Annotated in this window: 20 protein-coding genes; 14 read left to right on the plus strand and 6 right to left on the minus strand. The window is 68.9% G+C overall.

What is annotated here, in order from left to right; all coding sequences use genetic code 11:
* The first annotated feature begins 2 nt into the window (after positions 1–2).
* On the plus strand, positions 3–188 hold the full coding sequence (locus BN977_RS00335; protein ID WP_024451358.1) for a (2Fe-2S)-binding protein: 186 nt from the start codon (positions 3–5) through the stop codon (positions 186–188).
* On the opposite strand, the gene BN977_RS00340 is transcribed toward BN977_RS00335, so the two are convergent.
* On the minus strand, positions 185–940 hold the full coding sequence (locus tag BN977_RS00340) for an enoyl-CoA hydratase/isomerase family protein (protein WP_036395588.1): 756 nt from the start codon (positions 938–940) through the stop codon (positions 185–187). The two genes, BN977_RS00335 and BN977_RS00340, sit on opposite strands and share 4 nt — an antisense overlap.
* Positions 937–1647, minus strand: coding sequence for an EthD domain-containing protein (locus BN977_RS00345; protein ID WP_036395590.1), 711 nt, complete (start codon positions 1645–1647; stop codon positions 937–939). The genes BN977_RS00340 and BN977_RS00345 overlap by 4 nt, the downstream gene beginning before the upstream one ends.
* A 101-nt stretch (positions 1648–1748) precedes the next feature.
* On the opposite strand from BN977_RS00345, the gene BN977_RS00350 reads away from it, so the two are divergent.
* Positions 1749–3749 carry an FUSC family protein gene (locus BN977_RS00350; RefSeq protein WP_036395594.1) on the plus strand — a complete coding sequence of 667 codons (2001 nt, stop codon included), beginning with the start codon at positions 1749–1751 and terminating at the stop codon, positions 3747–3749.
* Here the strand turns inward: BN977_RS00350 and BN977_RS00355 are convergent.
* Entirely contained in the window at positions 3746–4369 is a 624-nt protein-coding gene (locus BN977_RS00355) for a PaaI family thioesterase (protein ID WP_036395597.1), read from the minus strand. The genes BN977_RS00350 and BN977_RS00355 overlap by 4 nt on opposite strands.
* Positions 4370–4451: 82 nt before the next feature.
* Here BN977_RS00355 and BN977_RS00360 point away from each other — a divergent pair, with 82 nt between their 5' ends.
* From BN977_RS00360 to BN977_RS00375, 4 genes are read left to right on the plus strand one after another with little or no spacing between them, the layout of a single operon-like run.
* Positions 4452–5129: a GntR family transcriptional regulator gene (locus tag BN977_RS00360; RefSeq protein ID WP_036395599.1), complete on the plus strand. Its 678-nt coding sequence runs from the start codon at positions 4452–4454 to the stop codon at positions 5127–5129.
* Between the two features lie 57 nt (positions 5130–5186).
* The gene (locus BN977_RS00365; protein ID WP_036395601.1) at positions 5187–6596 is read left to right on the plus strand and encodes an allophanate hydrolase; all 1410 of its coding nucleotides are present in this window, start codon (positions 5187–5189) and stop codon (positions 6594–6596) included.
* A 32-nt stretch (positions 6597–6628) separates the two neighbouring features.
* The gene (locus tag BN977_RS00370) at positions 6629–7315 is read left to right on the plus strand and encodes a cysteine hydrolase family protein (protein WP_036398161.1); all 687 of its coding nucleotides are present in this window, start codon (positions 6629–6631) and stop codon (positions 7313–7315) included.
* A 24-nt stretch (positions 7316–7339) separates the two neighbouring features.
* The gene (locus BN977_RS00375) at positions 7340–8947 is read left to right on the plus strand and encodes a SulP family inorganic anion transporter (protein WP_036395603.1); all 1608 of its coding nucleotides are present in this window, start codon (positions 7340–7342) and stop codon (positions 8945–8947) included.
* Between the two features lie 48 nt (positions 8948–8995).
* On the opposite strand, the gene BN977_RS00380 is transcribed toward BN977_RS00375, so the two are convergent.
* Positions 8996–9379 (minus strand): cupin domain-containing protein, encoded by a 384-nt coding sequence (locus tag BN977_RS00380; RefSeq protein ID WP_036395605.1) that lies wholly within the window; start codon positions 9377–9379, stop codon positions 8996–8998.
* 90 nt (positions 9380–9469) lie between these two features.
* Here BN977_RS00380 and BN977_RS00385 point away from each other — a divergent pair, with 90 nt between their 5' ends.
* The 7 genes from BN977_RS00385 (at position 9470) to BN977_RS00410 (ending at position 18117) form a co-directional block, all read left to right on the plus strand.
* A complete protein-coding gene (locus BN977_RS00385) occupies positions 9470–11155 on the plus strand; it encodes a tetratricopeptide repeat protein (RefSeq protein ID WP_051560938.1) in 1686 nt (561 codons plus the stop codon).
* A gap of 117 nt (positions 11156–11272) precedes the next feature.
* On the plus strand, positions 11273–11473 hold the full coding sequence (locus tag BN977_RS31645) for a hypothetical protein (RefSeq protein ID WP_081664638.1): 201 nt from the start codon (positions 11273–11275) through the stop codon (positions 11471–11473).
* Positions 11474–11509: 36 nt separating this feature from the next.
* Entirely contained in the window at positions 11510–11989 is a 480-nt protein-coding gene (locus tag BN977_RS00390) for a nucleoside deaminase (RefSeq protein WP_036395609.1), read from the plus strand.
* Entirely contained in the window at positions 11986–13275 is a 1290-nt protein-coding gene (locus BN977_RS00395) for an alpha-amylase family glycosyl hydrolase (RefSeq protein WP_036395611.1), read from the plus strand. The genes BN977_RS00390 and BN977_RS00395 overlap by 4 nt, the downstream gene beginning before the upstream one ends.
* A 65-nt stretch (positions 13276–13340) precedes the next feature.
* Positions 13341–15515, plus strand: a complete 2175-nt coding sequence (locus BN977_RS00400; RefSeq protein WP_036395613.1) for an adenylate/guanylate cyclase domain-containing protein — start codon at positions 13341–13343, stop codon at positions 15513–15515.
* Entirely contained in the window at positions 15512–16903 is a 1392-nt protein-coding gene (locus BN977_RS00405) for a mechanosensitive ion channel domain-containing protein (protein WP_024455879.1), read from the plus strand. Before BN977_RS00400 ends, BN977_RS00405 begins: the two co-directional genes overlap by 4 nt.
* Positions 16904–17121: 218 nt before the next feature.
* The gene (locus tag BN977_RS00410; RefSeq protein ID WP_024455880.1) at positions 17122–18117 is read left to right on the plus strand and encodes an esterase family protein; all 996 of its coding nucleotides are present in this window, start codon (positions 17122–17124) and stop codon (positions 18115–18117) included.
* A 57-nt stretch (positions 18118–18174) separates the two neighbouring features.
* On the opposite strand, the gene BN977_RS00415 is transcribed toward BN977_RS00410, so the two are convergent.
* Together BN977_RS00415 and BN977_RS00420 are read right to left on the minus strand one after the other, a co-directional pair.
* A complete protein-coding gene (locus BN977_RS00415) occupies positions 18175–20133 on the minus strand; it encodes a YhgE/Pip domain-containing protein (RefSeq protein ID WP_036395617.1) in 1959 nt (652 codons plus the stop codon).
* The gene (locus BN977_RS00420; protein ID WP_407661161.1) at positions 20133–20912 is read right to left on the minus strand and encodes a hypothetical protein; all 780 of its coding nucleotides are present in this window, start codon (positions 20910–20912) and stop codon (positions 20133–20135) included. The genes BN977_RS00415 and BN977_RS00420 overlap by 1 nt, the downstream gene beginning before the upstream one ends.
* A gap of 47 nt (positions 20913–20959) precedes the next feature.
* Between BN977_RS00420 and BN977_RS00425 the strand changes: the two genes are divergently transcribed.
* Complete coding sequence (locus BN977_RS00425; protein ID WP_036395620.1) at positions 20960–21577, plus strand: TetR/AcrR family transcriptional regulator; 618 nt, start codon at positions 20960–20962, stop codon at positions 21575–21577.
* Positions 21578–21581 lie beyond the last annotated feature (4 nt).

Consider the following 21581-nt stretch of genomic DNA (forward strand, 5'->3'; position numbering starts at 1 on the left):
CCGTGTTCGTCTGCCTGTGCACCGGTGCCACCACCCAGGCCGTCAGCGAGGCCGTCGCGGCGGGCGCCACCACGTCCAAGCAGATCGCCGAGGCCTGCGGGGCCGGCTCCGACTGCGGCCGGTGCCGCCGCACCTTGCGCGCCATCCTGGCGGCATCGCGCGAATGCCCGGTGCATGCCGCCGGTTAGGTCCTCTTCTCGACGAACGACGCCAGCGCGTCGACGTTGGCGGCCTGGCCCAGCAGTTCGGCGAACAACGCGTTCTCCCGTTCGCTGGCCGCGGCGATCCCCGGCCGCACCGGTTCGAGCATCGTCTTCTTCACTGCCAGCAGGCTGTTCAGCGGGCGGGAGGCGAGCACATCGGCATGCCGGCGAGCCTCGGCCAGCAGGTCCTCGGGCTCACACACCTTGAACACCAGACCCATCCGCAGCGCCTCGGCGGCGTCGATCCACTCCGAGGACATCAGCAGCCAGGCGGCGTTCTGCCGGCCGATCAACCGCGGTAACAGATAGGACGACGCGGCCTCCGGCGGCACACCCAGACTGGTGAACGGACATTTCAGCCGCGCCGTGCTGGACATGAAGGCCAGGTCGGCATAGCCCAAGATGGTCGCCCCGATCCCCAGGCCCACCCCGTTGACCGCGCAGATGAACGGTTTGGGGAACGCGGCCAGCGCCTCGATCATGCCGCGGAAACCGTGCTTGCCCGGTTGGTAGTCGGGGTCCGTGACCAGCTTCTGCATCTCCACCAGATCATTGCCCGCGCTGAACGCGCGGCCGGCGCCGGTGAGCAGCACGACGGACACCTCGGGGTCGTCGGCGGCGGCCAGCAGCGCCTCGGTGGTCGCGTCGTACAGCGCCTCGCTGAAGGCGTTCAGCGCCTCGGGACGGTTCAGGGTGAGGGTGCGTACGCGGTTGTCATCCGCGATCAGAAGTGTCACGGCGCTAGCGTATGCGCCGGGCTCCACAACGGGTACCGACTGGTCGGCACCGTGTCGATGTCGCGGTCCGCGCCGAACCTCGCCACACTGGCGGCCATCCGGCCCATCCGGTCGGCCAGATCCGCCTCGTCGGCCGCCCCGAAGAACGCGTACAGATCCGAGACGGCCTCGATCGGGAAGAGCTCTTCGACGATGGCGTCGATGCGCGGCGCCCCGTCGGTGAGCGCCCGCACCACCGTGTTCTGGGTGTACCCGAACGTGGCCTGGGTGTCGATCGCCACCGGCGTGTGGTCCAGATGCCAGCGGCTCAGCCAGGTGGCCTGGTCCAGGTCGGCCGGTCGGCGCAGCAGCGCCACATTGGCCAAGCCAGGGGTGCGGGCGCCCGGCGGCCCGTCCGGGGCCGGCATCGGCACCGACTCGGTGACCAGATACGCCGCCAAACAATCACATTCGGCCGACAGCAGGTCGAGCGCCGCCGTCACGGCCGTCCCGTAGTACTGCTGGGTCCAGATGCTGATCACCGCGACCGCCGGCGGGTCCAGGGTGGTCAGCGTCATCAGCGAGGCGCGCACCGCGTCGTCGCGCACGTTGACCGTCAGGCCGGGCAGGCCCAACTCGGCCAACGCCGACGCGACCGGGGTGCGCAACCGCCGGCACCACTGCTCGTCCGCCTCGGCGCGGCGCAGCACCACCATCACCTTTTCCATCCACCGAAAATAACAACACCGGACACGTTCACCCGGGCGGCTCGGTAACGCCGAGCAGAACGCGAAGAGGACCACAATGAAGAGGTGAGTGAGGCCGCAGGGTGAGCAGAGCCAGAGCCCTCGGGTTGACGCTGTACGAATTCGGTGCGGTGGCGCGCAGCCTGCTCGGTGTGCTGGCGGTCGCGGCGATCGCGCTGTACCTCGGGACGCCCGGCGCGGCCGTCGCCGCCGGCGGCGCCGCCGCCCTGGCCGGTGCCACCGCCCTGCAGGACAGCCCGCGCAGCCGGATCCCCGTCGTCGTCACGGTTTCGGTCGAGATGGCAGTGGCAGTCGCCGTCGGCGGGCTCACCGGCGGGTGGACTCCCCTGTTCCTGGTCGCGGTGGCGGCGTGGTGTTTCCTGGCCGGGATGCAGTGGGCGCTGAGCGCCAACGCCGGCATGCTGGCCTCCGGTGCGGCGGTGCTGCTGGTCACCGCCTCACCGACGGCGGGCAGCGGCACCGCGGCGCTGACGTCGGCCGGTCTGGCGTTGCTGGGCGGGCTGACGCAGGCGGTGCTGATCGCGGTGTGGCCACAACACCGCTGGCGCGACCAGAGCGAGGCCCTCACCCAGGCCTACCGCGCCCTCGGCGCGGATGCCCACCGGCTCGCGACCGAGCCCGGCGCGCAGATCGACCGGATGCCGCTGATCCGGCTGCGTGAGGCCTTCACCCTCAGCGAAGCTCAGGCGCGGCGGCGGCCACCGGCCTACCGCGGTTGGTACGGACTGCCGGAACGGATCGCGGTGACACTGACCGCGCTGGGCCGCGAAGGCCCGCGGGACCCGGCCGCCGCGGACACCCTGCGCGCCACCGGGGACCTGCTCGAGCTGATCGCCCGGCGCGCGCATCGCCGCGAGGTCGGTCCGGCGCTGGCCCGCCTGGACGCGGCGGCGGACGCCACCGGCGGCACCACCGGTGTGGTGGCCCAGCGGCTGTACGATCAGCTGTCCGAGGCGGTCGAGTTGCGGTTCGGGCAGTTCGAGCCAGAACAGGTAGCCCAGTTGCGGCGACCGGGACTACCGCATTCCTGGGCGGCGGCCGTCGATCTGATGCGCGCGCAACTGCATTGGCGGTCACCGATCCTGCGGCATGCCGTCCGATTGGTGATCGCGGTGACCGTCGGGGTGGCGATGGCCCGCGCCAGCGGAGCCGAGCACGCGTACTGGATCGCGGTGACGGTTCTCATGGTGCTGCGCCCCGAGACGGCACACACCTACACCCGGTGCGTCGGGCGGATCACCGGCAATGCGATCGGTGTGGTCGTGGCGTCCACCGTCACCGCACTGCTGCACCCGGGTGGCCTCGTCTCGGCGGCACTGGCCGTGGCGTGCCTGGGAATCGCCTATCTCGGAGCCGAATTCGGGTATTTCGCGGTGAGCGCGGCGTTGGCGGCCGCGATCATCTTCTTGCTGGACGTGGGCGGGTCCGTCGACGCCGCCACCGTGGAACAACGCTGGCTGGCCACCATCATCGGCGGGGCCCTGGCGGTGATCGTGCACGTCGGACTTCCCGACAATGCCCTGGTGCGGCTGCGGCAACGGGCCGGCGAACTGCTGAAGACCGAGATCGACTACGCCGCGACGGTGATCAAGGCCTTCGTGCACGATGTCGACCATCCCGCCGAAACGCTGTCGACCGCCTGGCAGCGAGCGGCCAGCGCGCGGACCGCATTCGAGGCGGCGGTCGGGGCCACCCGAACCGAGAATCCCGCGATACGCCGGTGGTTGCGCCCCTACCGCGCCTCACTGAACGCCGTCACCACCAGTTGCGCCACGCTGGAGTCCACCTTGCCCGCGCACCCGTCGCCCACCTTGAACCGCGAATTCACCAGCGCCATCGACGGTTACGTCAAGGCACTGATGGGCAATCCGGCCACCCCCGCCGCCCCGTGGCGGGTGGACACCGAGCAACTCAACGCCGCCTCGGTCGCGGTCCGCGACGCCGCGCCGTTGCTGGGCCCCGACGACGGCCCGGCCCGGGTGCTCGTCGGCGAGCTCGCCACCATCACCCGGGTGCTCGTCGAGGTCGCCAACACCAGCCCGGCAACCCCGGCCGCCGGTTAGCCCCTGGCCCACTTCGGCCGGATGAACACCCCCTCGGCCTGCACCGTGGGACCGTCCGCATCGGCGATCAGCCCGGCCGCGAACGTCTTGACCCCTTCGGTGCGCACGACCGCCGCCTCGATGTGCAACGCGCCCAGTGGGGTCGGCCGCAGATAGCGGACGCTGATGGTGCCGGTGAGCCTGGGACTGGTGGCCGGGCTGGCCGATTCACCGAGCACGTGATCCAGCAGCAGTGCGGCCACGCCGCCGTGCACATGTCCCGGCGGGCCCTCGTACGCCGCACCGAGTACGAAATCGGCGAACACCGATCCGTCGGCGTTGCGCTGCACGGCCAGTGGCGGCGCGATCGGGTTGCGCAGCCCGATCACCGCGTTGCCCCACGGCATCCGGTCCCCCTCGGCGGTGAACCGGACACCGAACGGGCCGTCGAGCTGTTGCCGGCGCAGGATCGTCGTCGCCGCGTCGATGTGCGCCTTGGCCGTGGCCACCGCGTCGGCGCCGGCCTCCGAGCGGATGGTGGCATCGATCAGCGCGCGCACCGACTCGGTCAGCGGCCGGTAGACGGTGCGCAAGCGCTCGACGTCCTCGGCGCTGAGGTCCTCGAGGGTGAAGTCCAGCATGCAAGAACTAGAACATGTTCCAAGTGGCGTGTCGAGCCCCGCAAACGGCACGCGGCCGCAAAAGTTCCTACGATGGCGTGGCATGGCGGCACCACGGACAGACGGCTCGCGGCAAGAACTACCCGCGACGCTCGTCGACGTCGCCGGAAACCGGGTACGCGACGCGATCCTGAGTGGGGCGTTGAGCCCCGGCGAGAAGATCGTCGAGGAACAACTGTGCGCGGATCTCGGCATCAGCCGGGCACCGCTGCGCGAGGCCTTGCGGCTGCTGACGCAGCAGGGTCTGGTGGAGCATCTCCCCCGGCGCGGGTCACGGGTCACCGACTGGTCCCCGTCGGACATCCTGCAGCTGTTCGACCTCCGGCAGGTCCTGGAGCGGCATGCCGTCGAACTCGCGATGCCGCTGCTCGACCCGGACTCCGCGCTGGCACCGGTCCGGTTGGCGCTCGATGACATGGCCTGTGCGACAGACGCTCTGGACCGCGACGACGCGCACCGCCGCTTCCACGCCGCGGTGGTCGGCCTGGCCGGCAACCGCCAGCTGGATCTGGTGCTGGAACCGATCCTGCTCAAACTGCAGCTGCCGATGGCGATGAACCTGCGCGAAGAAGCACGCCATCACCACGCCAGCGACGGCGTCGAGCGGCACCGGGCGATCCTGACCGCGCTGGAGTCCAATGACGCCGACACGGTCATCGCGGCGCTGGAACAGCACGGCCACCTGCGGTATCTGGACCTGACCACCCGGGGCACGCGCTAACACGATCGACACACAGTCGTACCGCGATCGCCATGAATCTGTCGACAATCGACAGACATGGGAACAGCCACCAACGGGCCGTCGATCGGACCGTCGATCGCCGAGATCCTCGACTCGCACGCCGGCGGCACCGGCTCGCCGGTCAAGACCGCGGCCCGGGTCGCCGACGCCATCGCCGCCCGGGGTGACGACGGGACCTGGTTGTCCACCGTTCGCCGTGACGAATTGCTGGCCGCCGCCACCGAGATCGAGAACCGCCCCGGGGCACGGACTTTGCCGTTGTACGGTGTGCCGTTCGGGGTCAAGGACAGTATCGACGTCGCCGGCGTCCCCACCACGCTGTCCTGTCCCGACTACGCCTACATCGCCGAGCACACCGCACCGGCGGTGCAGCGACTGCTGGACGCGGGCGCGCTCTACGTCGGCAAGACCAACCTCGACCAGTTCGCCACCGGACTCAACGGCACGCGCACCCCGTACACGGTGCCGCGCAGCGTGTTCGGTGCCGAACTCATCTCCGGTGGGTCCAGCTCCGGCTCGGCCCTGGCGGTGGCACTGGGCCAGGTGCCGTTCGCCGTCGCCACCGACACCGCGGGATCCGGGCGCGTCCCGGCGGCCCTCAACGGGGTGGTCGGTTTCAAGCCCTCCCGCGGACTGATCAGCACCGTCGGGTTGGTGCCGGCCTGCAAGTCGCTGGACTGCCTCAGCGTGATGGCCGGCTGCATCGACGATGTCGACCGGGTTTTCGACGTCCTGGCCGGGCGCGACGACGGCGACCCGTGGTCGCGGGATCGCGGCCCACGGTACGACGGGGCGCCGATCCGGGTCGGGCTGCCCCCGGTCGCCGAACTCGAGTTCTTCGGTGACGACGCGATGCGCGCCGCCCACCTCGGATTCCGAGAACACCTGGAACGGCAGGCCGTCACCGTCGAGGTGTCGCTGGCACCGTTCCTGGCCGCGGGGACGCTGCTCTATCAAGGGCCGTGGGTGGCCGAACGCCTGGTCGAGTTCGGCGATTTCCTTGCCGAACACCCGGATTCGATCCATCCGGTGGTCCGCGACATCTTTCGCAGCGGCCTGAACTACACCGCGGTGGACGCGTTCGCCGCCCTGCAGAAGCTGCAGGATCTCAAGGCCGAGGTCGGCCGGCTGTGGCAGTCCATGGACGTGTTGGTGGTGCCCACCATCGGCACCACCTTCACCGTCGAGCAGGTGCTCGCGCGGCCCATCGACTGCAACACGATGCTGGGCCACTACACGCATTTCGGCAATCTGCTCGACCTGCTCGGCGTCGCGGTGCCGCTCGGGGTGACCAGCGACGGGCGGCCCTACAGCGCGATGCTGCTGGGCGATGCGCTCTCCGACGACACGGTGCTGACGCTGGCCGCGCAGATCCTCGACGAACCCCGGACCGCCACCGTGGCAGCCGGAGCCGCCACCGAATCGACCGTCAAGGAGCAGATATGACAGCCCAGCGCGCAGCCGAAGGCGGATCGCCCATGTCTGTGTCCGTCCCCGCCGAACCGTCGGCGTTCACGCTGGAGCCGGGCCGGACGGCGTTGATCGTCATCGACATGCAGCGCGATTTCCTGCTGCCCGGGGGTTTCGGCGAGAGCCTGGGCAACGACGTGGACCAATTGCTCAAGGTGGTCCCGCCGCTGGCGGCGCTGATCGCCGCCGCCCGCGAGGCCGGAATCCTGGTCGTCCACACCAGAGAAGGTCACGTCGCCGACCTCTCGGACTGCCCGCCCGCCAAACTCCATCGCGGTGCCCCGTCGAAGCGGATCGGCGACCCGGGCAAGTACGGGCGCATCCTGATCCGCGGCGAGTACGGTCACGACATCGTCGACGAACTCGCCCCGATCGACGGGGAGGTGGTCATCGACAAGCCCGGCAAGGGCGCGTTCTACGCCACCGAACTGCAGGACGTGCTGACCGGTGCGGGCATCACCCAGCTGCTCGTCACCGGCGTCACCACGGAGGTGTGCGTGCACACCACGACGCGGGAGGCCAACGATCGCGGCTACGAATGCCTGGTCGTATCCGACTGCGTCGGTTCGTATTTCCCGGAGTTCCAGCGGGTGGGGCTGGAGATGATCAAGGCCCAGGGGGGCATTTTCGGGTGGGTCGCCGACACCGCGGCGGTCATTCCCGCGTTGCAACAACTCACCACGAACGCCGCCTGAGCGTCCGCCCGAAAGGATCCAGCCATGTCCACCGACGTCACCGATCCCCCCGCCAGCTCCGATCCCCCGGCCGAGAAGGCCGCACCGGGGTTGTCCATTCCCTGGTGGACCCGAGGCGACACCAACGCGTTCTTCGGACTCGGCTTCAACATCCTGGTCAACGTCCTCACCTTGACCGGGTTGATGATCGGCGTGGTCAACGTGCCACCGGGTGACGTACTGGGCACCATCCTGCCCGCGCTTGGCGTGGCGCTGATCCTCGGCAATCTGTACTACACGTTCCTGGCCCGCCGGCTGGCCCGGCGCGAGAACCGCACAGACGTCACGGCTTTGCCGTACGGCCCGAGCGTGCCGCACATGTTCATCGTGGTGTTCGTCGTCATGCTGCCGGTGTACCTGAACACCAAGGACGCGATGGCGGCCTGGCAGGCCGGGCTGGCCTGGGCGTTCATGATCGGCGTCATCGTGATGATCGGCGCCTTCGTCGGACCGTATATTCGCAAACTGACCCCGCGTGCGGCGATGCTGGGCACTCTGGCCGGCATCTCGATCACCTTCATCTCCATGCGGCCGGCCGCCCAGATGTGGGAGGCCGCCTGGATCGGCCTGCCGGTGCTCGCGATCATCTTGATCGGGTTCTTCACCGATATGAAGCTGCCGTTCGGCATCCCGGTCGGGCTGGCCGCCCTGCTGGTCGGCACGGCCATCGGGTGGATCGGCGGGTTCATGTCGGCACCCGATGTGGGACAGGCCGTTTCGGATATCGCGATCGGCATCCCCGACCTGCGGGTGGACATGCTGTTCTCCGGACTGTCGCATCTGGCCCCGCTGTTGGGCACCGCGATACCGCTGGGCGTCTACAACTTCACCGAGGCGATGAGCAACGTGGAGAGCGCGGCCGCCGCGGGTGACAACTACAACCTGCGCAGTGTGCTGCTGGCCGACGGTGCCGGCGCGGTGATCGGTTCGGCGTTCGGCTCGCCGTTCCCACCCGCGGTGTACATCGGCCACCCCGGCTGGAAGGACGCCGGCGGCCGGGCCGGCTACTCGCTGGCCAGTGGTGTGGTCATCGGCATCTTCTGCTTCCTCGGCCTGTTCGGCGTGTTGGATGCGCTGTTGCCGGTGCCCGCGATCGTGCCGATCCTGCTCTACATCGGTCTGCTGATCGGGGCGCAGGCGTTCCAGGCGGTGCCGCGGCTGCACGCCGTCGCCGTCGTCGCCGCCCTGCTGCCCAACCTGGCGCAGTGGGCCAGCGGGCTGGTCGACAACGCGCTGAACGCGGCCGGGACCTCGGCCTCGGCGGTCGGACTGGACAAACTCAACGGCGCCGGCGTGGTCTACGAGGGCCTGCAGACCCTGGGCGAGGGCGCGGTGCTGGTCGGCCTGATCCTGGGCACCATGGTGACGTTCATCCTGGAGAAGAAGTTTCTCTATGCGGCACTCGCCTCGGTGGTCGGTGCGGCCCTGTCCTTCATCGGCCTGATCCACGCCCCCGAGGTGGCCTGGGCCGCCAATCCGCAAGTCGCCCTGGGCTATCTGTTCTTCGGGATCATCTGTGCGGCCTACTCGCTGCTGCCGGGCTCGAAGGACCCGGTCACCGTCGACGAGTCCGATATCGTCGCCGGCCATTAGCGATTTGTGCACGTTCGGTCACGCTGACCGTTACCGAACGTGCACAAATCACACAGGGACGAACGGGACCTCGGCGCCGGGCGCGAGCACGACGTACATCCGGCGCCACGGGTCGGCGCCGACGAGTTCCCATTGGTGGCCCGTCCCGGTGGTGTCCTCGGCCAACAGCACGTCACCGGGGTGCAGCAGGAACGTCTCCTCGTCGCGGGTGCAGAACCGCAGCGTGCCGGCCAGGGTCACCACCAGCTGACGCACCGGCGCGGTGTGCCAGGCCAGCGATCCGCCGCCCGCGGTCTCCTCCACCGTGACATGGGCGGCCGCCATCGCCGCCGACACCAGATCCGCGTTGCGGCCGGGTGTCATGTCCAGCGTGCCCACGTCCACATGCGAGCCACCGTCAGCACCGGTCCACAACCGCACACATCGGATCATGGCGCTCACGGTAGTCGCCGGCCCGTCGTTCGGCTCACGCATCTGCACAACGCTTCTCGCCGCGGCCGCCGCTGAATTAACGTGCGTGCGGTGAGCACAGCAACCGAGCCCTACTACGATTTGGGTTCCTACCACCGGCCCGTCGAGACACCCGAGCCGCAGGCCCAGGTGTGGTTCGACCGGGGCATGGTCTGGGCGTACGCCTTCAATCACGAAGAAGCGGTGCACTGTTTCGAGCGTGCGCTCGCCCTCGATCCCGATCTGGCCATCGCCCGCTGGGGCATCGCGTACGCGGTCGGCCCGAACTACAACAAGGCCTGGGAGGCGTTCGATCCGGTGGACCTGGCCGCGTCCCTGGCCCGGGCCCGCACCGAACTGGCCCTGGCGGCGACCGGGCGCGCCTCGGTGGTGGAGCGGGAACTGATCGACGCGCTCACCGTCCGCTTCCCGACCGACGATCCCGGTGACGCGGCGGCGCTGGAGGCCGGGCACGGCGCCTACGCCGACGCGATGGCCCGGGTTGCCGCGGAGCACCCCGGCGATGTCGACGTCGCCGCGCTGGCGGCCGACGCGCTGCTCAACGTCACCGCGTGGGCACTGTGGGACAGCGCGACCGGCGCGCCCGCCCCCGGTTCCCGGGTGCTGGCGGCCGTGCGCATCCTGGACGACGCGCTGGGCACCGAAACCGGGCGCGCGCATCCGGGTGTGCTGCATCTGTATCTGCACGCGCTGGAAATGTCGGCGCACCCCGAGGACGCGCTGCCGGCGGCCGATCTGCTGCGCGGCCTGGTGCCCGATGCCGGCCACCTGCAGCACATGCCCAGCCATATCGACGTGCTGTGCGGCGACTACCGGTCCTCGATCCTGGCCAACCAGGCCGCGGTGCACGCCGACCGCCGATTCGTGCGGCGCGAGGGCCCGCTGAACTTCTATTCGCTGTACCGGGCGCACGATCTGCACTTCGTGGTGTATTCGGCGATGTTCGAGGGGCGGTCGCGGGTGGCACTCGACGCCGCCGACGAGTTGTCCGCTCAGCTGACCCCCGAGCTGCTGGCGATCGAATCCCCGCCGATGGCCGACTGGCTGGAGGCGTTCGTGCCGCTGCGGGTGCACGTGCTGGTGCGGTTCGGGCGCTGGGACGAACTGATCGCCACCCCGCTGCCGGATGACCAGCAGCTGTACTGCACCACCACCGCCACCGTCCACTACGGCCGGGGTGTCGCGCACGCCGCCAAGGCGCAACTCCCCCAAGCCCATGCCGAGCGGGCCGCGCTGGCGGCCGCCTACGACCGCATCCCGGACACCCGGTACCTGTTCAACAACACCAGCCGCGACATCCTGGCGATCGCGGTGGCCATGCTGGACGGTGAAATCGCCTACCGCGAACAACGTTTCGACGACGCGTTCACCCATCTGCGGGCGGCCATCGCGCTCGACGACGCGCTGCCCTACGACGAGCCGTGGGGCTGGATGCAGCCCACCCGGCACGCCTACGGGGCGCTGCTGCTGGAGCAGGGCCACGTCGAGGAGGCCGCCGCGGTGTACGCCGCCGACCTGGGCCTGGACGGCACGCTGCGCCGGTCCTGCCAGCATCCCGGCAACGTGTGGAGCCTGCACGGCTACCACGAGTGCCTGCAGCGCCTGGGCCGCGACGCCGAGGCGGCGATCATCGGTCAGCAACTCACCCTGGCCACCGCCCGCGCCGACGTACCGGTGCTGGCATCGTGCGCGTGCCGTCTCGATGTGGTCACGACCGCGAAAGGCTGCTGTCACTGAAGGCGCGCCTGCCGCGCGAACACCGGGCACAAGGACTAAGGTGTTGGGCAGGCAGCGGTTTCGCGTCTCGCAACGGGGCGACACGCGAGGGCCCCTGCCGTTGGGGGAACAGTGACCATGTCCACTACGCACCGACCGGACGCACCGTTGTCGGCGCTCGTCGACATCATCAAGTTCGCGGTCGCGGAGTCGGTCCGGTCGGCCGGCGGGAACCAGCTCGACATCGATCGGGTGGCGGTCGCCGCCGCCTACGCGGCGTGGTGTTGGGGTTCGGCGTCGGCATTCGAGACCGTCCCCCAGGTATGCCATCAGACCTAGCGGGTGCCCTCGCCGGCGGTGAGTAGGCTCGCCAGGGTGTCCATCAGTGCGCAAGACCTCGAATATCTGCGCCGCTGCGTCGAACTGGCCGGGTCGGCACTCGACGACGGCGACGAGCCGTTCGGTTCCCTGCTGGTCGACGCGACCGGTCGGACCCGCTTCGAGGACCGCAACAGGGTGGCCGGCGGCGATGCCACCCGGCACCCCGAATTCGCCATCGCCCGGTGGGCCGTCGAGCACCTGACGCCCGAGGAGCGGCGCGCGGCCACGGTGTACACCTCGGGCGAGCACTGCCCGATGTGCGCGGCGGCCCACGCCTGGGTGGGGCTCGGGCGCATCGTGTACGCGGCGTCCTCGGCGCAACTGAGCCGGTGGTGCACCGAGTGGGGTACCCCGCCGGCGCCCGTGGCACCGCTGCCCATCGGCACCGTCGCGCCCGGCATCCACACCGACGGTCCGGCCGACGAACTCACCGAGCGGATGCGCGCCCTGTACGAAGCGAAGTTCCGGCCATGACGGATCCGGATTGGGTGGCCCACGCCATCTGGTGGCAGATCTATCCGCTCGGGTTCGTCGGCGCCTTCCCGGCCGATCCACCGCCGCGCCCGGATGAGCACCGGCTGTTGCGCATCGCGGACTGGCTGGACCACGCCGTACAGCTCGGCTGCTCGGGAATCGCGCTCGGACCGATCTTCGCCTCGCGCACGCACGGGTACGACACCACCGACCACTACCGGATCGACCCCCGCCTCGGCGACGACGCGGACTTCGACCGGCTCGTCGACGAAGCCCGCCGGCGTGGTCTGCGGATCCTGCTCGACGGTGTCTTCAACCACGTCGGCACCGACTTCCCGCGCTACCGCCAGGCCCTGGACCAACCAGAGGGCGGTGACACCCGGTGGTTCCGCCGATCGCGGGACGGGTTCGCCACCTTCGAGGGCCACGGTGAGCTGATCGCGCTCAACCACGGCAATCCCGAGGTGGTGGACTACACCGTCGACGTGATGACGCACTGGCTGGACCGGGGCGCCGACGGCTGGCGGCTGGACGCGGCATATGCGGTACCGGAACGGTTCTGGGCCGCCGTGCTCCCGGCCGTCCGGGAACGCCATCCGCGGGCCTGGTTCGTCGGCGAGGTGATCCACGGTGACTACCCGGCGCAGGTGCAGGCGGCGGGCTTCGACTCGGTGACGCAATACGAACTGTGGAAGGCCGTCTGGAGCAGCCTCAACGACGGCAACTTCCACGAACTGGACTGGGCGTTGCGCCGCCACGACGAATTCCTGGACACCTTCGTTCCGCTCACCTTCGTCGGCAACCACGACGTCACGCGGATCGCCAGCCGTCTCGACGACCCGCGCCACCTGGAACACGCCCTGGTGCTGTTGCTCACCACCGGCGGCACGCCCAGCATCTACGCCGGCGACGAATGGGGGTGGCAGGCCGTCAAAGAGGAGCGAGCCGGCGGCGACGACGCCATCCGCCCCGAATTCGGCCCGCGCCCAACGGATCACAGCGACACCTTGCAGTTGCACCAATACCTCATCGGCTTGCGGCGCCGGCACCCGTGGTTGCACACCGCCCGCACGGAAGCCATCGCGGTCAGCAACACCGGTTACGTGTACCGCACCGCCGCCGACGGTGGCGAGCTGACCGTCGCGCTCAACGTCGGCGCCGAGCCGTTGCGGGCCACCCTGCCCCGGCCGGGACAGATCGTCGCCGGGTCGGGTGCGCCGCCGCCGGATCACGTTTCCGACGTCGTGGTGCCGCCACACGGCTGGGTGATCGTCGCGTCCCGCTGAACGGCACGGGTGAATATCGGGCAACAACAACAATGGAATGGTCGAGCGCTTAAGCTCTCGAACCGATGACCACGACAATGGAAAGCCCGACGGATTCCGATTCGGGTGATGCAGCGGCACCGCCGAAGTTGAGCCGCCGTTTCCTTTCCCGCGTGAGCATCCAATCCAAACTTCTGGTGATGCTGCTGGCCACGAGCATCCTGTCGGCGGCCGTGGTCGGGGCCATCGGTTATCAGTCCGGCCGGGAATCGCTGCGCAATTCGGTATTCGACCGGTTGACCGAAATCCGGCAATCGCAGAGCAGGCAACTGAGCACCCAGATTTCCGATCTGAAGAATTCACTGGTCATCTACACCCGCGGGGCGACCACCACGCAGGCCTTGCAGGCGTTCACCGCGGGATTCGACCAGCTGGCCGATGCGACCATCACCCCGCAACAGCAGCAGGCGATCACGAATTACTACAACAACCAATTCGCCAGGGTGGAGGACAACCAGACCGGCGACGAGGTCGACGTGTCGGCGCTGCTGCCGACATCGAACGCGCAGAAATACCTGCAGGCCAATTACACGACACCATTCACGGATTGGGACAAGTCGATCCGATTCGACGATGCCCGCGACGGCAGCCCCTGGTCGGCGGCAAACGCCAGGTACAACGACTTCTTCCGCGAGATCGTCACCCGGTTCGAGTTCGAGGACGCCCTGCTGCTGGACACCCGGGGCAACGTCGTGTATTCGGCGTACAAAGGCGTCGACCTGGGCACCAACATCCTCAACGGCCCGTACCGCACCGGCAATCTCACCGAGGCCTACCTCAAGGCCATGGCGTCCAACGCCGTCGACTACGTCACCGTCACCGATTTCGGTGACTACCAACCGGCACCGTCACCCACCGCATGGCTGGTCTCCCCCGTCGGTGACCTCGGACACGTAGCGGGCGTGCTGGCCCTGCAGTTCCCGATCTCCAAGATCAACCGGCTGATGACGATGGACAAGCGCTGGGAAGAATCCGGCATGGGCAAGACCGGCGAAACCTACATCGTCGGGCCGGACGATCTGATGCGCTCGGATTCCCGGCTGTTCGTCGAGGATCCGGAGAAATTCAAGCGCGAGGTGATCGACGCCGGCACCCCGCCCGACGTCGCGCAGAACTCCATCCGCCAGGGCGGCACCACGCTGGTGCAACCGGTGGGCAGTGAAGCCACCAAGTTGGCGCAGCGCGGCCAACGCGGCACCCTCATCGCCCGTGACTATCTCGGCAAGGAGACCCTGCAGGCCTATGCTCCCGTCGACGTCGAGGGCCTGCACTGGGCGATGATCGCCAAGATCGACACCGCCGAGGCCTTCGCCCCGGTGTCCGCGTTCACCCGCAATCTCGTGCTGTCCACGGCCGGGATCATCTTCGTGGTGTCCATCGCGGCGATGCTGCTCGCCCGGTTCTTCATCCGGCCGATCAGGCGCTTGGAGGCCGGCGCCCAGCAGATCAGCTCCGGTGACTACGGGGTGACCGTGCCGGTGCAGTCCAAGGACGAGTTCGGCGATCTGACAGTGGCTTTCAACGGGATGAGCCGGAACCTGGCGATCAAGGAGGACCTGCTCAACGAGCAGCGCAGGGAGAACGACCGGCTGTTGCTGTCGCTGATGCCCGAGCCGGTGGCGGCCCGCTACCGGGAGGGCGAGGAGACCATCGCCCAGGATCACCAGGATGTCACGGTGATCTTCGCCGATATCGCCGGACTCGACGAGTTGTCGGCGCAGATGAGCTCGGACGCGGCACTGGCCATCGTCAACCGTCTGGTGCGCCAGTTCGACGCGGCGGCCGAGAGCCTGGGCGTGGAACGGGTGCGCACCCTGCACAACGGTTACCTGGCCAGCTGCGGACTCAACGTTCCCCGCCTCGACAATGTGCGCCGCACAGTCGATTTCGCCTTGGAAATGCAGCGCATCGTGGACCGCTACAACGGCGAGACGGGCAACAACCTGCAGCTGCGGGCCGGCATCGACACCGGGACCGTCACCAGCGGCCTGGTCGGCCGGTCCAGCCTGGCCTACGACATGTGGGGCGCCACGGTCGATCTGGCCAACCAGGTGCAGAGCGGCTCGGCGCAGCCGGGCGTCTACGTGACGGCACGAGTGCGGGATGCGGTGAGCGAGCCGAACCTGTTCGTGCCCGCAGGTGAGATCGCGGTCCCTGACGGGGCGGAGCCGGTGTGGCGGCTCACGGAGCGCCGGCCGTGACCGATCTGCTCGACGCGCCGTGGTTCTTCTGGGCCGTCGGCGTGTCCGTCGGATTACCGGTCACCCTGGTCATCCTGACCGAGGTGCGCAACGCCCTGGCCCGCCGCGGCAGCGCGCTCACCCGTGCGGTGAGCCTGCTGAGGAATTACATCCTGCCGCTCGGCGCCTTGCTGCTGCTGCTGACGAAGGCCAACGAGGTCGACGCGGACGCCACGCCGGTGCGCATCATCGCGACCGTCTTCGGCTTCGTCATCCTGATCCTGCTGCTGTCGGGTTTCAACGCCACGCTGTTCCAGGGCGCCCCGGAAGGCAGCTGGCGCAAGCGGATTCCGTCGATCTTCCTCGACGTCGCGCGCTTCGCGGTGATCGCGGTGGGGCTGGCGCTGATCTTCTCCTACGTGTGGGGCGCCAACGTCGGCGGTCTGTTCACCGCGCTGGGCATCACCTCGATCGTGCTGGGTTTGGCACTGCAGAACTCGGTGGGCCAGATCGTCTCCGGTCTGCTGCTGCTGTTCGAGCAGCCGTTCCAGCTGGGCGACTGGCTGGACACCCCGTCGGCCCGCGGCCGGGTGGTCGAAGTGAACTGGCGCGCAACACATATCGACACCGGTAGTGGCATGCAGATCATGCCGAACTCGGTGTTGGCCGGGGCGTCGTTCACCAACCAGAGCCGCCCGGCCGGTGACCACTCGATCTCTGTGGTGAGCGTGTTCGCCCTGGAGGACGCTCCCGACGAGGTCTGCGCGATGCTGACCCGGGTGGCGGCCAACCTGCCCCAACTGCGGCCCGGCGCGCGGCCGAAAGCCGTTGCCATGGGCGGTTTGCAGTACAAGACGACGATCCCGCTGCGCACCCCGGCCGACGACGGCTCGGCCAGGGCGACGTTCCTGCGTTGGATCTGGTATGCCGCCCGGCGTGCGGATCTGCACCTGGACGAGGCCGAGGACGATTTCGCCACGCCGGACCGGATCGCCGGTTCGTTGCACGTCGTGGCCTCCACCCTGCGCCTCACCGAAGCCGAGTTCGGTGACCTGCTGCCGTATCTGCGGTTGGCCCGGTACGGGGCCGAGGAAACCCTGCAGTTCTCCGGCCAGGTTCCGGATCGGATGACGTTCATCGTCAAGGGCCTGGTGCGGCTGACGGCGGTGCGCCCGGACGGCTCGATCGTCACCGTCCGGACCGCCGAGCCCGGGGATTTCCTGGGCCAGACCGCCCTGACCCGCGAACCGGTGTCCGCCGGCGCACACGCCCTGGACGAGGTCACGGTGCTCCAGATCGGCCGCACCCACGTCGAGGAGCTGGTGGCGCGAAAGCCGTTGCTCCTGCAGGAGATCGGGCGCGCCATCGAGGAACGCCGCAGCGCGGTGCGTGAGGCGCTGGCCGGCTAGTCCCCGGCCGATCCCCGCTGAACCCTGACGTCGGCGCCGCCGGGTCACGACGCGGTCACGTGTGGGTCTCCGCGACGAGTCCCAATCGTTGCCCAACCGCGACTGCACCGCACGGCCGTGTTACACGTGTGGCATTTGGGGCGCGTGATTCACTTTCGGCGAAGAAAGAGCAACGGCAATTGCTTGGATCTCTTACGAAAGGTGGGTTGGTTGCCGTTATGAAGTTCATCAGGAAGATTCGTGGTCAGTGGCTCCGTCGGGCGGCGGTGGTCGCCGCGACCGTCGCCGCACTGCCCGGGCTGATCGGCTTCGCGGGGGGTTCGGCGACCGCAGGGGCGTTCTCGCGGCCGGGCCTGCCCGTGGAATACCTGGATGTGCCCTCGGCGTCGATGGGCCGCGACATCCGCATCCAATTCCAGGGCGGCGGCCCGCACGCGCTGTACCTGCTCGACGGTCTGCGCGCCCAGGACGACTACAACGGCTGGGATATCAACACCCCGGCGTTCGAGTGGTACTACCAGTCCGGCCTGTCCACGATCATGCCGGTCGGCGGTCAGTCCAGCTTCTACACCGACTGGTACCAGCCGTCCAAGGGCAACGGGCAGAACTACACCTACAAGTGGGAGACGTTCCTGACCCAGGAGCTGCCGGCCTGGCTGGAAGCCAACAAGGGCGTGTCGCGCACCGGCAACGCCGTGGTCGGTCTGTCGATGGCGGGCAGCGCCGCTTTGACCTACGCGATCTACCACCCGGACCAGTTCATCTACGCGGGCACCCTGTCGGGCTTCCTGAACCCCTCCGAGGGCTGGTGGCCGATGCTGATCGGGCTGGCCATGAACGACGCGGGTGGCTTCAACGCCGAAAGCATGTGGGGCCCTTCCTCGGACCCGGCGTGGCGGCGTAACGACCCGATGGTCAACATCAACCAGCTGGTGGCCAACAACACCCGCATCTGGATCTACTGCGGCACCGGCACGCCGTCCGAACTGGACACCTCCGGAGGCGGCGGCAACCTGATGGCGGCCCAGTTCCTGGAAGGGTTCACGCTGCGCACCAACATCACCTTCCGTGATCGTTACATCGCGGCCGGTGGCAACAACGGCGTGTTCAACTTCCCGCCGAACGGCACGCACAGCTGGGGCTACTGGGGACAGCAGCTGCAGATGATGAAGCCGGACATCCAGCGGGTGCTGGGAGCGCAAGCCGCCGCCTAACCCGCAATGACCACAGGGAGCCTGCCGCAACCCCCCGAGCGGCAGGCTCCCTGCTTTTCACGGTTTGACGGCAGGCATCAGGGTGGAGATGGTCCACAGCCGGTTGCGCCGCGCGGACAACGACGACACCAGCAGGCCGAGCGCGCCGATGACCACCAGGACCACGACGGCCTGCCACAGCCTGCCGTCCACCCCGCCCAGCACCAGCTGGCGTAACCCGTTGACGCCGAAGGTCATCGGATCGTAGCGGTGGATGAACTGGAACGGTTTGGACGTCGTCTCCACCGGATACAGCCCGCCCGCGCTCACCAGCTGCACCATCAGCAGCGCCATCAGCAGGACCCGGCCCAGGGTGGGGCCGACCAGTGCGTTGACCGCCTGGGCGGCGGCCACGAAGGCACAGGCGATCAGCACCATGAACCCCAGCATCGCGACCGGGTGCTCGGCGTGCATGCCGAGGGCGAAGCGCACCACCGCATACAGGATGACGGCCTGGCACGCCCCGATCGCGGCGGCGGGCAGATAACTCGCCAGCGCCACCCGCAGCGGGTGCACCTCCGCCGCGACCGCACGGGACTGCAACGGCCGCAAAACCATCCACAGCATCAACGCGCCGAAGAACAGGGCCAGCGTAAGGAAGAACGGGGCCATGCCGGTGCCGAAGTTCGGCGCGCCGTTCTCGTGGGAGGCCTGCAGGTGGACCGGCCCGCCGATGGTGTCGGCGATGGCGTCCTTCTGCTGATCGGTCCACTGCGGCACCTGCTGGGCCCCCTCGGCCAGCTTGCCGGCCAATTCCGAGGTACCGTCGCGCAGTTGCGCGGTGCCCGACTTCAGTTGGTGCGCACCGTCGTCCAACCGGGTGATGCCGCGGTTCAGTTCGGCGCTGCCGGTCGCGACGCGGTCGGCGCCGTCCCGCAACTGGGTGAGCTTGTCGGTCAGATCCCGGCCGTCGCGGCCCAGGTCGTCGAGTGAGCGGCTCAGGGCGCTGTCCGGCGCCCGCAGCACCGATGTCATGGCGATCGCGGAATCCTCGGCACTGGACAGCTGTTGGCGGATCTGCGGGCTGAACTGATGTGCCTGCAGCTGGTTCTGGATGTCGCGCAACGAGTTCGCCGCGCCGGCGGCCAGCGGATCCGCGCTGGCGGAGAGCTGGTCGATGACCGGGCCCAGGCCCCTGGCCGCCCGGTCCTGCGCGTCGGCGATCGTGTCGAGTTGATCGGTGGCCTGCCGCAGGGCGGTCACCCCGGTGCGCAACTGCTCGTCGCTGCCGCCCAACTGCGACAGGGCCTTGCTGACCGTGATCATCGGGTCGGTCGCCTTGTTGATCGCCGCGGACAGCTGACGGGCCCCGGTGGCCAGCTCGGCCGAACCGGTCTTGGCACTGTCCAGGCCGGTGGCGAGTTGACCGGCGCCGTCGTCGGCCCGCACGGTTCCGTCGGCGAGCTGCTGGGCGCCGTGCGCCGCCTCCTTGATGCCCGAGCCGGAGGAAACCACCACCGAGAGCACCTGGTTCACCGACTGCCCGGCGATCCGCGAGGACACGGCGTTGAGCACCTGTTCGATCGCGGTGTGCCCGATGCTGCCCGAGATGTAGTTGTTGGCGTCGTTGTAGACCGCGATCAGATCGGCCTTCTTCGGGTTCCCGGTCACCGGCGAGGCGACCGCCTCGCTGAAGTCGGGCGGCAATTCCAGCATGAAGTAGTACTTGCCGTGTTCCACCCCGCTGCGCGCCTCGTCGGGATCGACCACGTGCCAATCCAATCCACCATCGTCCAGCAGACTCTTGGCGACCTGCGCGCCCGCGTCGATGTGCTGCCCCGAGACTTCGGTTCCCCGATCGGAATTGACCAGTGCCACCGGCATCTTGTCGACATGTCCGAAGGGGTCCCAGTACGCCCACAGGTACAGCGCGCCGTACACCAGGGGCATGAGCATCAACACCGCGATGCCGATGCGCCCCAGGCGGCTGCGGCCGAATCGTTTGGCTTCCGAACCGAAGGCGAACACGGCCGCCATCACAGGCCTCCCATCGAAGCGCGAACATCGTGCAGTTGGTGCGCGGCAGCGGTGCTGCCCAGCGGGTCGGCAGCGGTGCTGCCCAGCGGGTCGGCAGCGGTGCTGCCCAGCGGGTCGGCAGCGGTGCCGCCCAGCGGATTGGTGACGCCGACGACCACGGTGCGCCGCGCGGCGAGCGCGGCGAGCCGGTCGACGGCCAGGGCACGCTGCCCCTGGTCGCGCACCTGTTCCAGATCGCCGACGATCAGCACCTCGCGATCGCTCATCAGGGCCAGGGTGACGCGCAACAGGAACAGCTCGAGATCGGTCAGGTCGCCGATATAGGCGTCCAGCGCTGGTGCGGTGAGGTCACCGGACACTTCGACCAGGAGGTCGTATCCGGCGCCCGCGCCGACCTTGCGGTACCACGGGGACAGCCAGCGTCGCTGCTCGGCCAGCACCGTCGCGACCGTGACGGCGTCCTCGAGTTCGTCGATATCGCCGAACGCGGCGATGGCGCAGTGCCGCCGGATGCGGGGCGCGGTGGTGTCGCCACACACCGACACCGCGCCGGCGCTCGGGGCCAGCCGCCCGGCCAGTGTCAGCAGCAGCGCGCTCTGCGGGTGACCGCCCGGCATCTGGATCGCGTGGAATCCCGCGCCCAGGGAAAGGTCGATCCCGGCGAACAGCGGACCGTGTTCGCCGTCCACTCCCAGCCCGTGTGCGGTGATGACGGGCGTGCCGTCGGTATCGGGGGCCGGCCCGTCGGCCGGCGTGGTGTCGGAAAGGGTGTCGCTCAAGACCGTCTCTTTCGATACTCATGAGTATCCATTGGATACTGACGAGTATGCTGTTGCTCATGAGGGCTGTCAAACGACGCGTTCGGCCCCGACGTGAAGACGTTCGGGACCGCATCCTGGACGCCGCGCTGGAGGTGTTCGCCGCGGCCGGGTTCGCCGGGGCGACCATCGACGCGATCGGCCAGGCCGCCGGCTTCACCAAGGGCGCGGTGTACTCCAACTTCGGGTCCAAGGACGAACTGTTCCTGGCCCTACTGGATCGGCAGTTCGAGCAACGCGGCGCGGTGATCGCCGGTGCCTTCGGCAGCGGCGGCGGCGATCTGGCCGCGACCACCCAGGCGGTGAGTCGGTCGATGCTCGACTCGATCCACGCCCAGCGGGCGTATCACCTGGTGTATTTCGAGTACTGGCTGCGCGCGGTGCGCGACCCGCAACTGCGCGACCAGCTGGTCGAACGCAGCCGGGCGGCCGCCGAACAAGCCGTGCAGGTCGTCGCGCAGGCCGACCCCACCCTGTCCGAACACCAACTGGCCGGGCTGGCAAAGCTTTTCGTGGCGATGACCACCGGCATCGCGATGGAGGAGATCCTACAGCCGGGCGGTATCACGGTCGCCGATCTGGAGCGGTTGCTCACCGCACTGCTGGTCGCCACGCCGGCGCAGTAGCCGC

It is taken from the genome of Mycolicibacterium cosmeticum (assembly GCF_000613185.1).
Classification (GTDB): domain Bacteria; phylum Actinomycetota; class Actinomycetes; order Mycobacteriales; family Mycobacteriaceae; genus Mycobacterium; species Mycobacterium cosmeticum.

Excerpts from the sequence above, each read along its gene's own strand:
- BN977_RS00345 (WP_036395590.1), bottom strand. The coding sequence starts at position 1,647 with ATGGAAAAGGTGATGGTGGTGCTGCGCCGCGCCGAGGCGGACGAGCAG.
- BN977_RS00355 (WP_036395597.1), bottom strand. The coding sequence starts at position 4,369 with ATGCTGGACTTCACCCTCGAGGACCTCAGCGCCGAGGACGTCGAGCGC.
- BN977_RS00360 (WP_036395599.1), top strand. The coding sequence starts at position 4,452 with ATGGCGGCACCACGGACAGACGGCTCGCGGCAAGAACTACCCGCGACG.
- BN977_RS00365 (WP_036395601.1), top strand. The coding sequence starts at position 5,187 with ATGGGAACAGCCACCAACGGGCCGTCGATCGGACCGTCGATCGCCGAG.
- BN977_RS00370 (WP_036398161.1), top strand. The coding sequence starts at position 6,629 with ATGTCTGTGTCCGTCCCCGCCGAACCGTCGGCGTTCACGCTGGAGCCG.
- BN977_RS00375 (WP_036395603.1), top strand. The coding sequence starts at position 7,340 with ATGTCCACCGACGTCACCGATCCCCCCGCCAGCTCCGATCCCCCGGCC.
- BN977_RS00380 (WP_036395605.1), bottom strand. The coding sequence starts at position 9,379 with ATGATCCGATGTGTGCGGTTGTGGACCGGTGCTGACGGTGGCTCGCAT.
- BN977_RS31645 (WP_081664638.1), top strand. The coding sequence starts at position 11,273 with ATGTCCACTACGCACCGACCGGACGCACCGTTGTCGGCGCTCGTCGAC.
- BN977_RS00395 (WP_036395611.1), top strand. The coding sequence starts at position 11,986 with ATGACGGATCCGGATTGGGTGGCCCACGCCATCTGGTGGCAGATCTAT.
- BN977_RS00400 (WP_036395613.1), top strand. The coding sequence starts at position 13,341 with ATGACCACGACAATGGAAAGCCCGACGGATTCCGATTCGGGTGATGCA.
- BN977_RS00410 (WP_024455880.1), top strand. The coding sequence starts at position 17,122 with ATGAAGTTCATCAGGAAGATTCGTGGTCAGTGGCTCCGTCGGGCGGCG.
- BN977_RS00415 (WP_036395617.1), bottom strand. The coding sequence starts at position 20,133 with ATGGCGGCCGTGTTCGCCTTCGGTTCGGAAGCCAAACGATTCGGCCGC.
- BN977_RS00425 (WP_036395620.1), top strand. The coding sequence starts at position 20,960 with ATGCTGTTGCTCATGAGGGCTGTCAAACGACGCGTTCGGCCCCGACGT.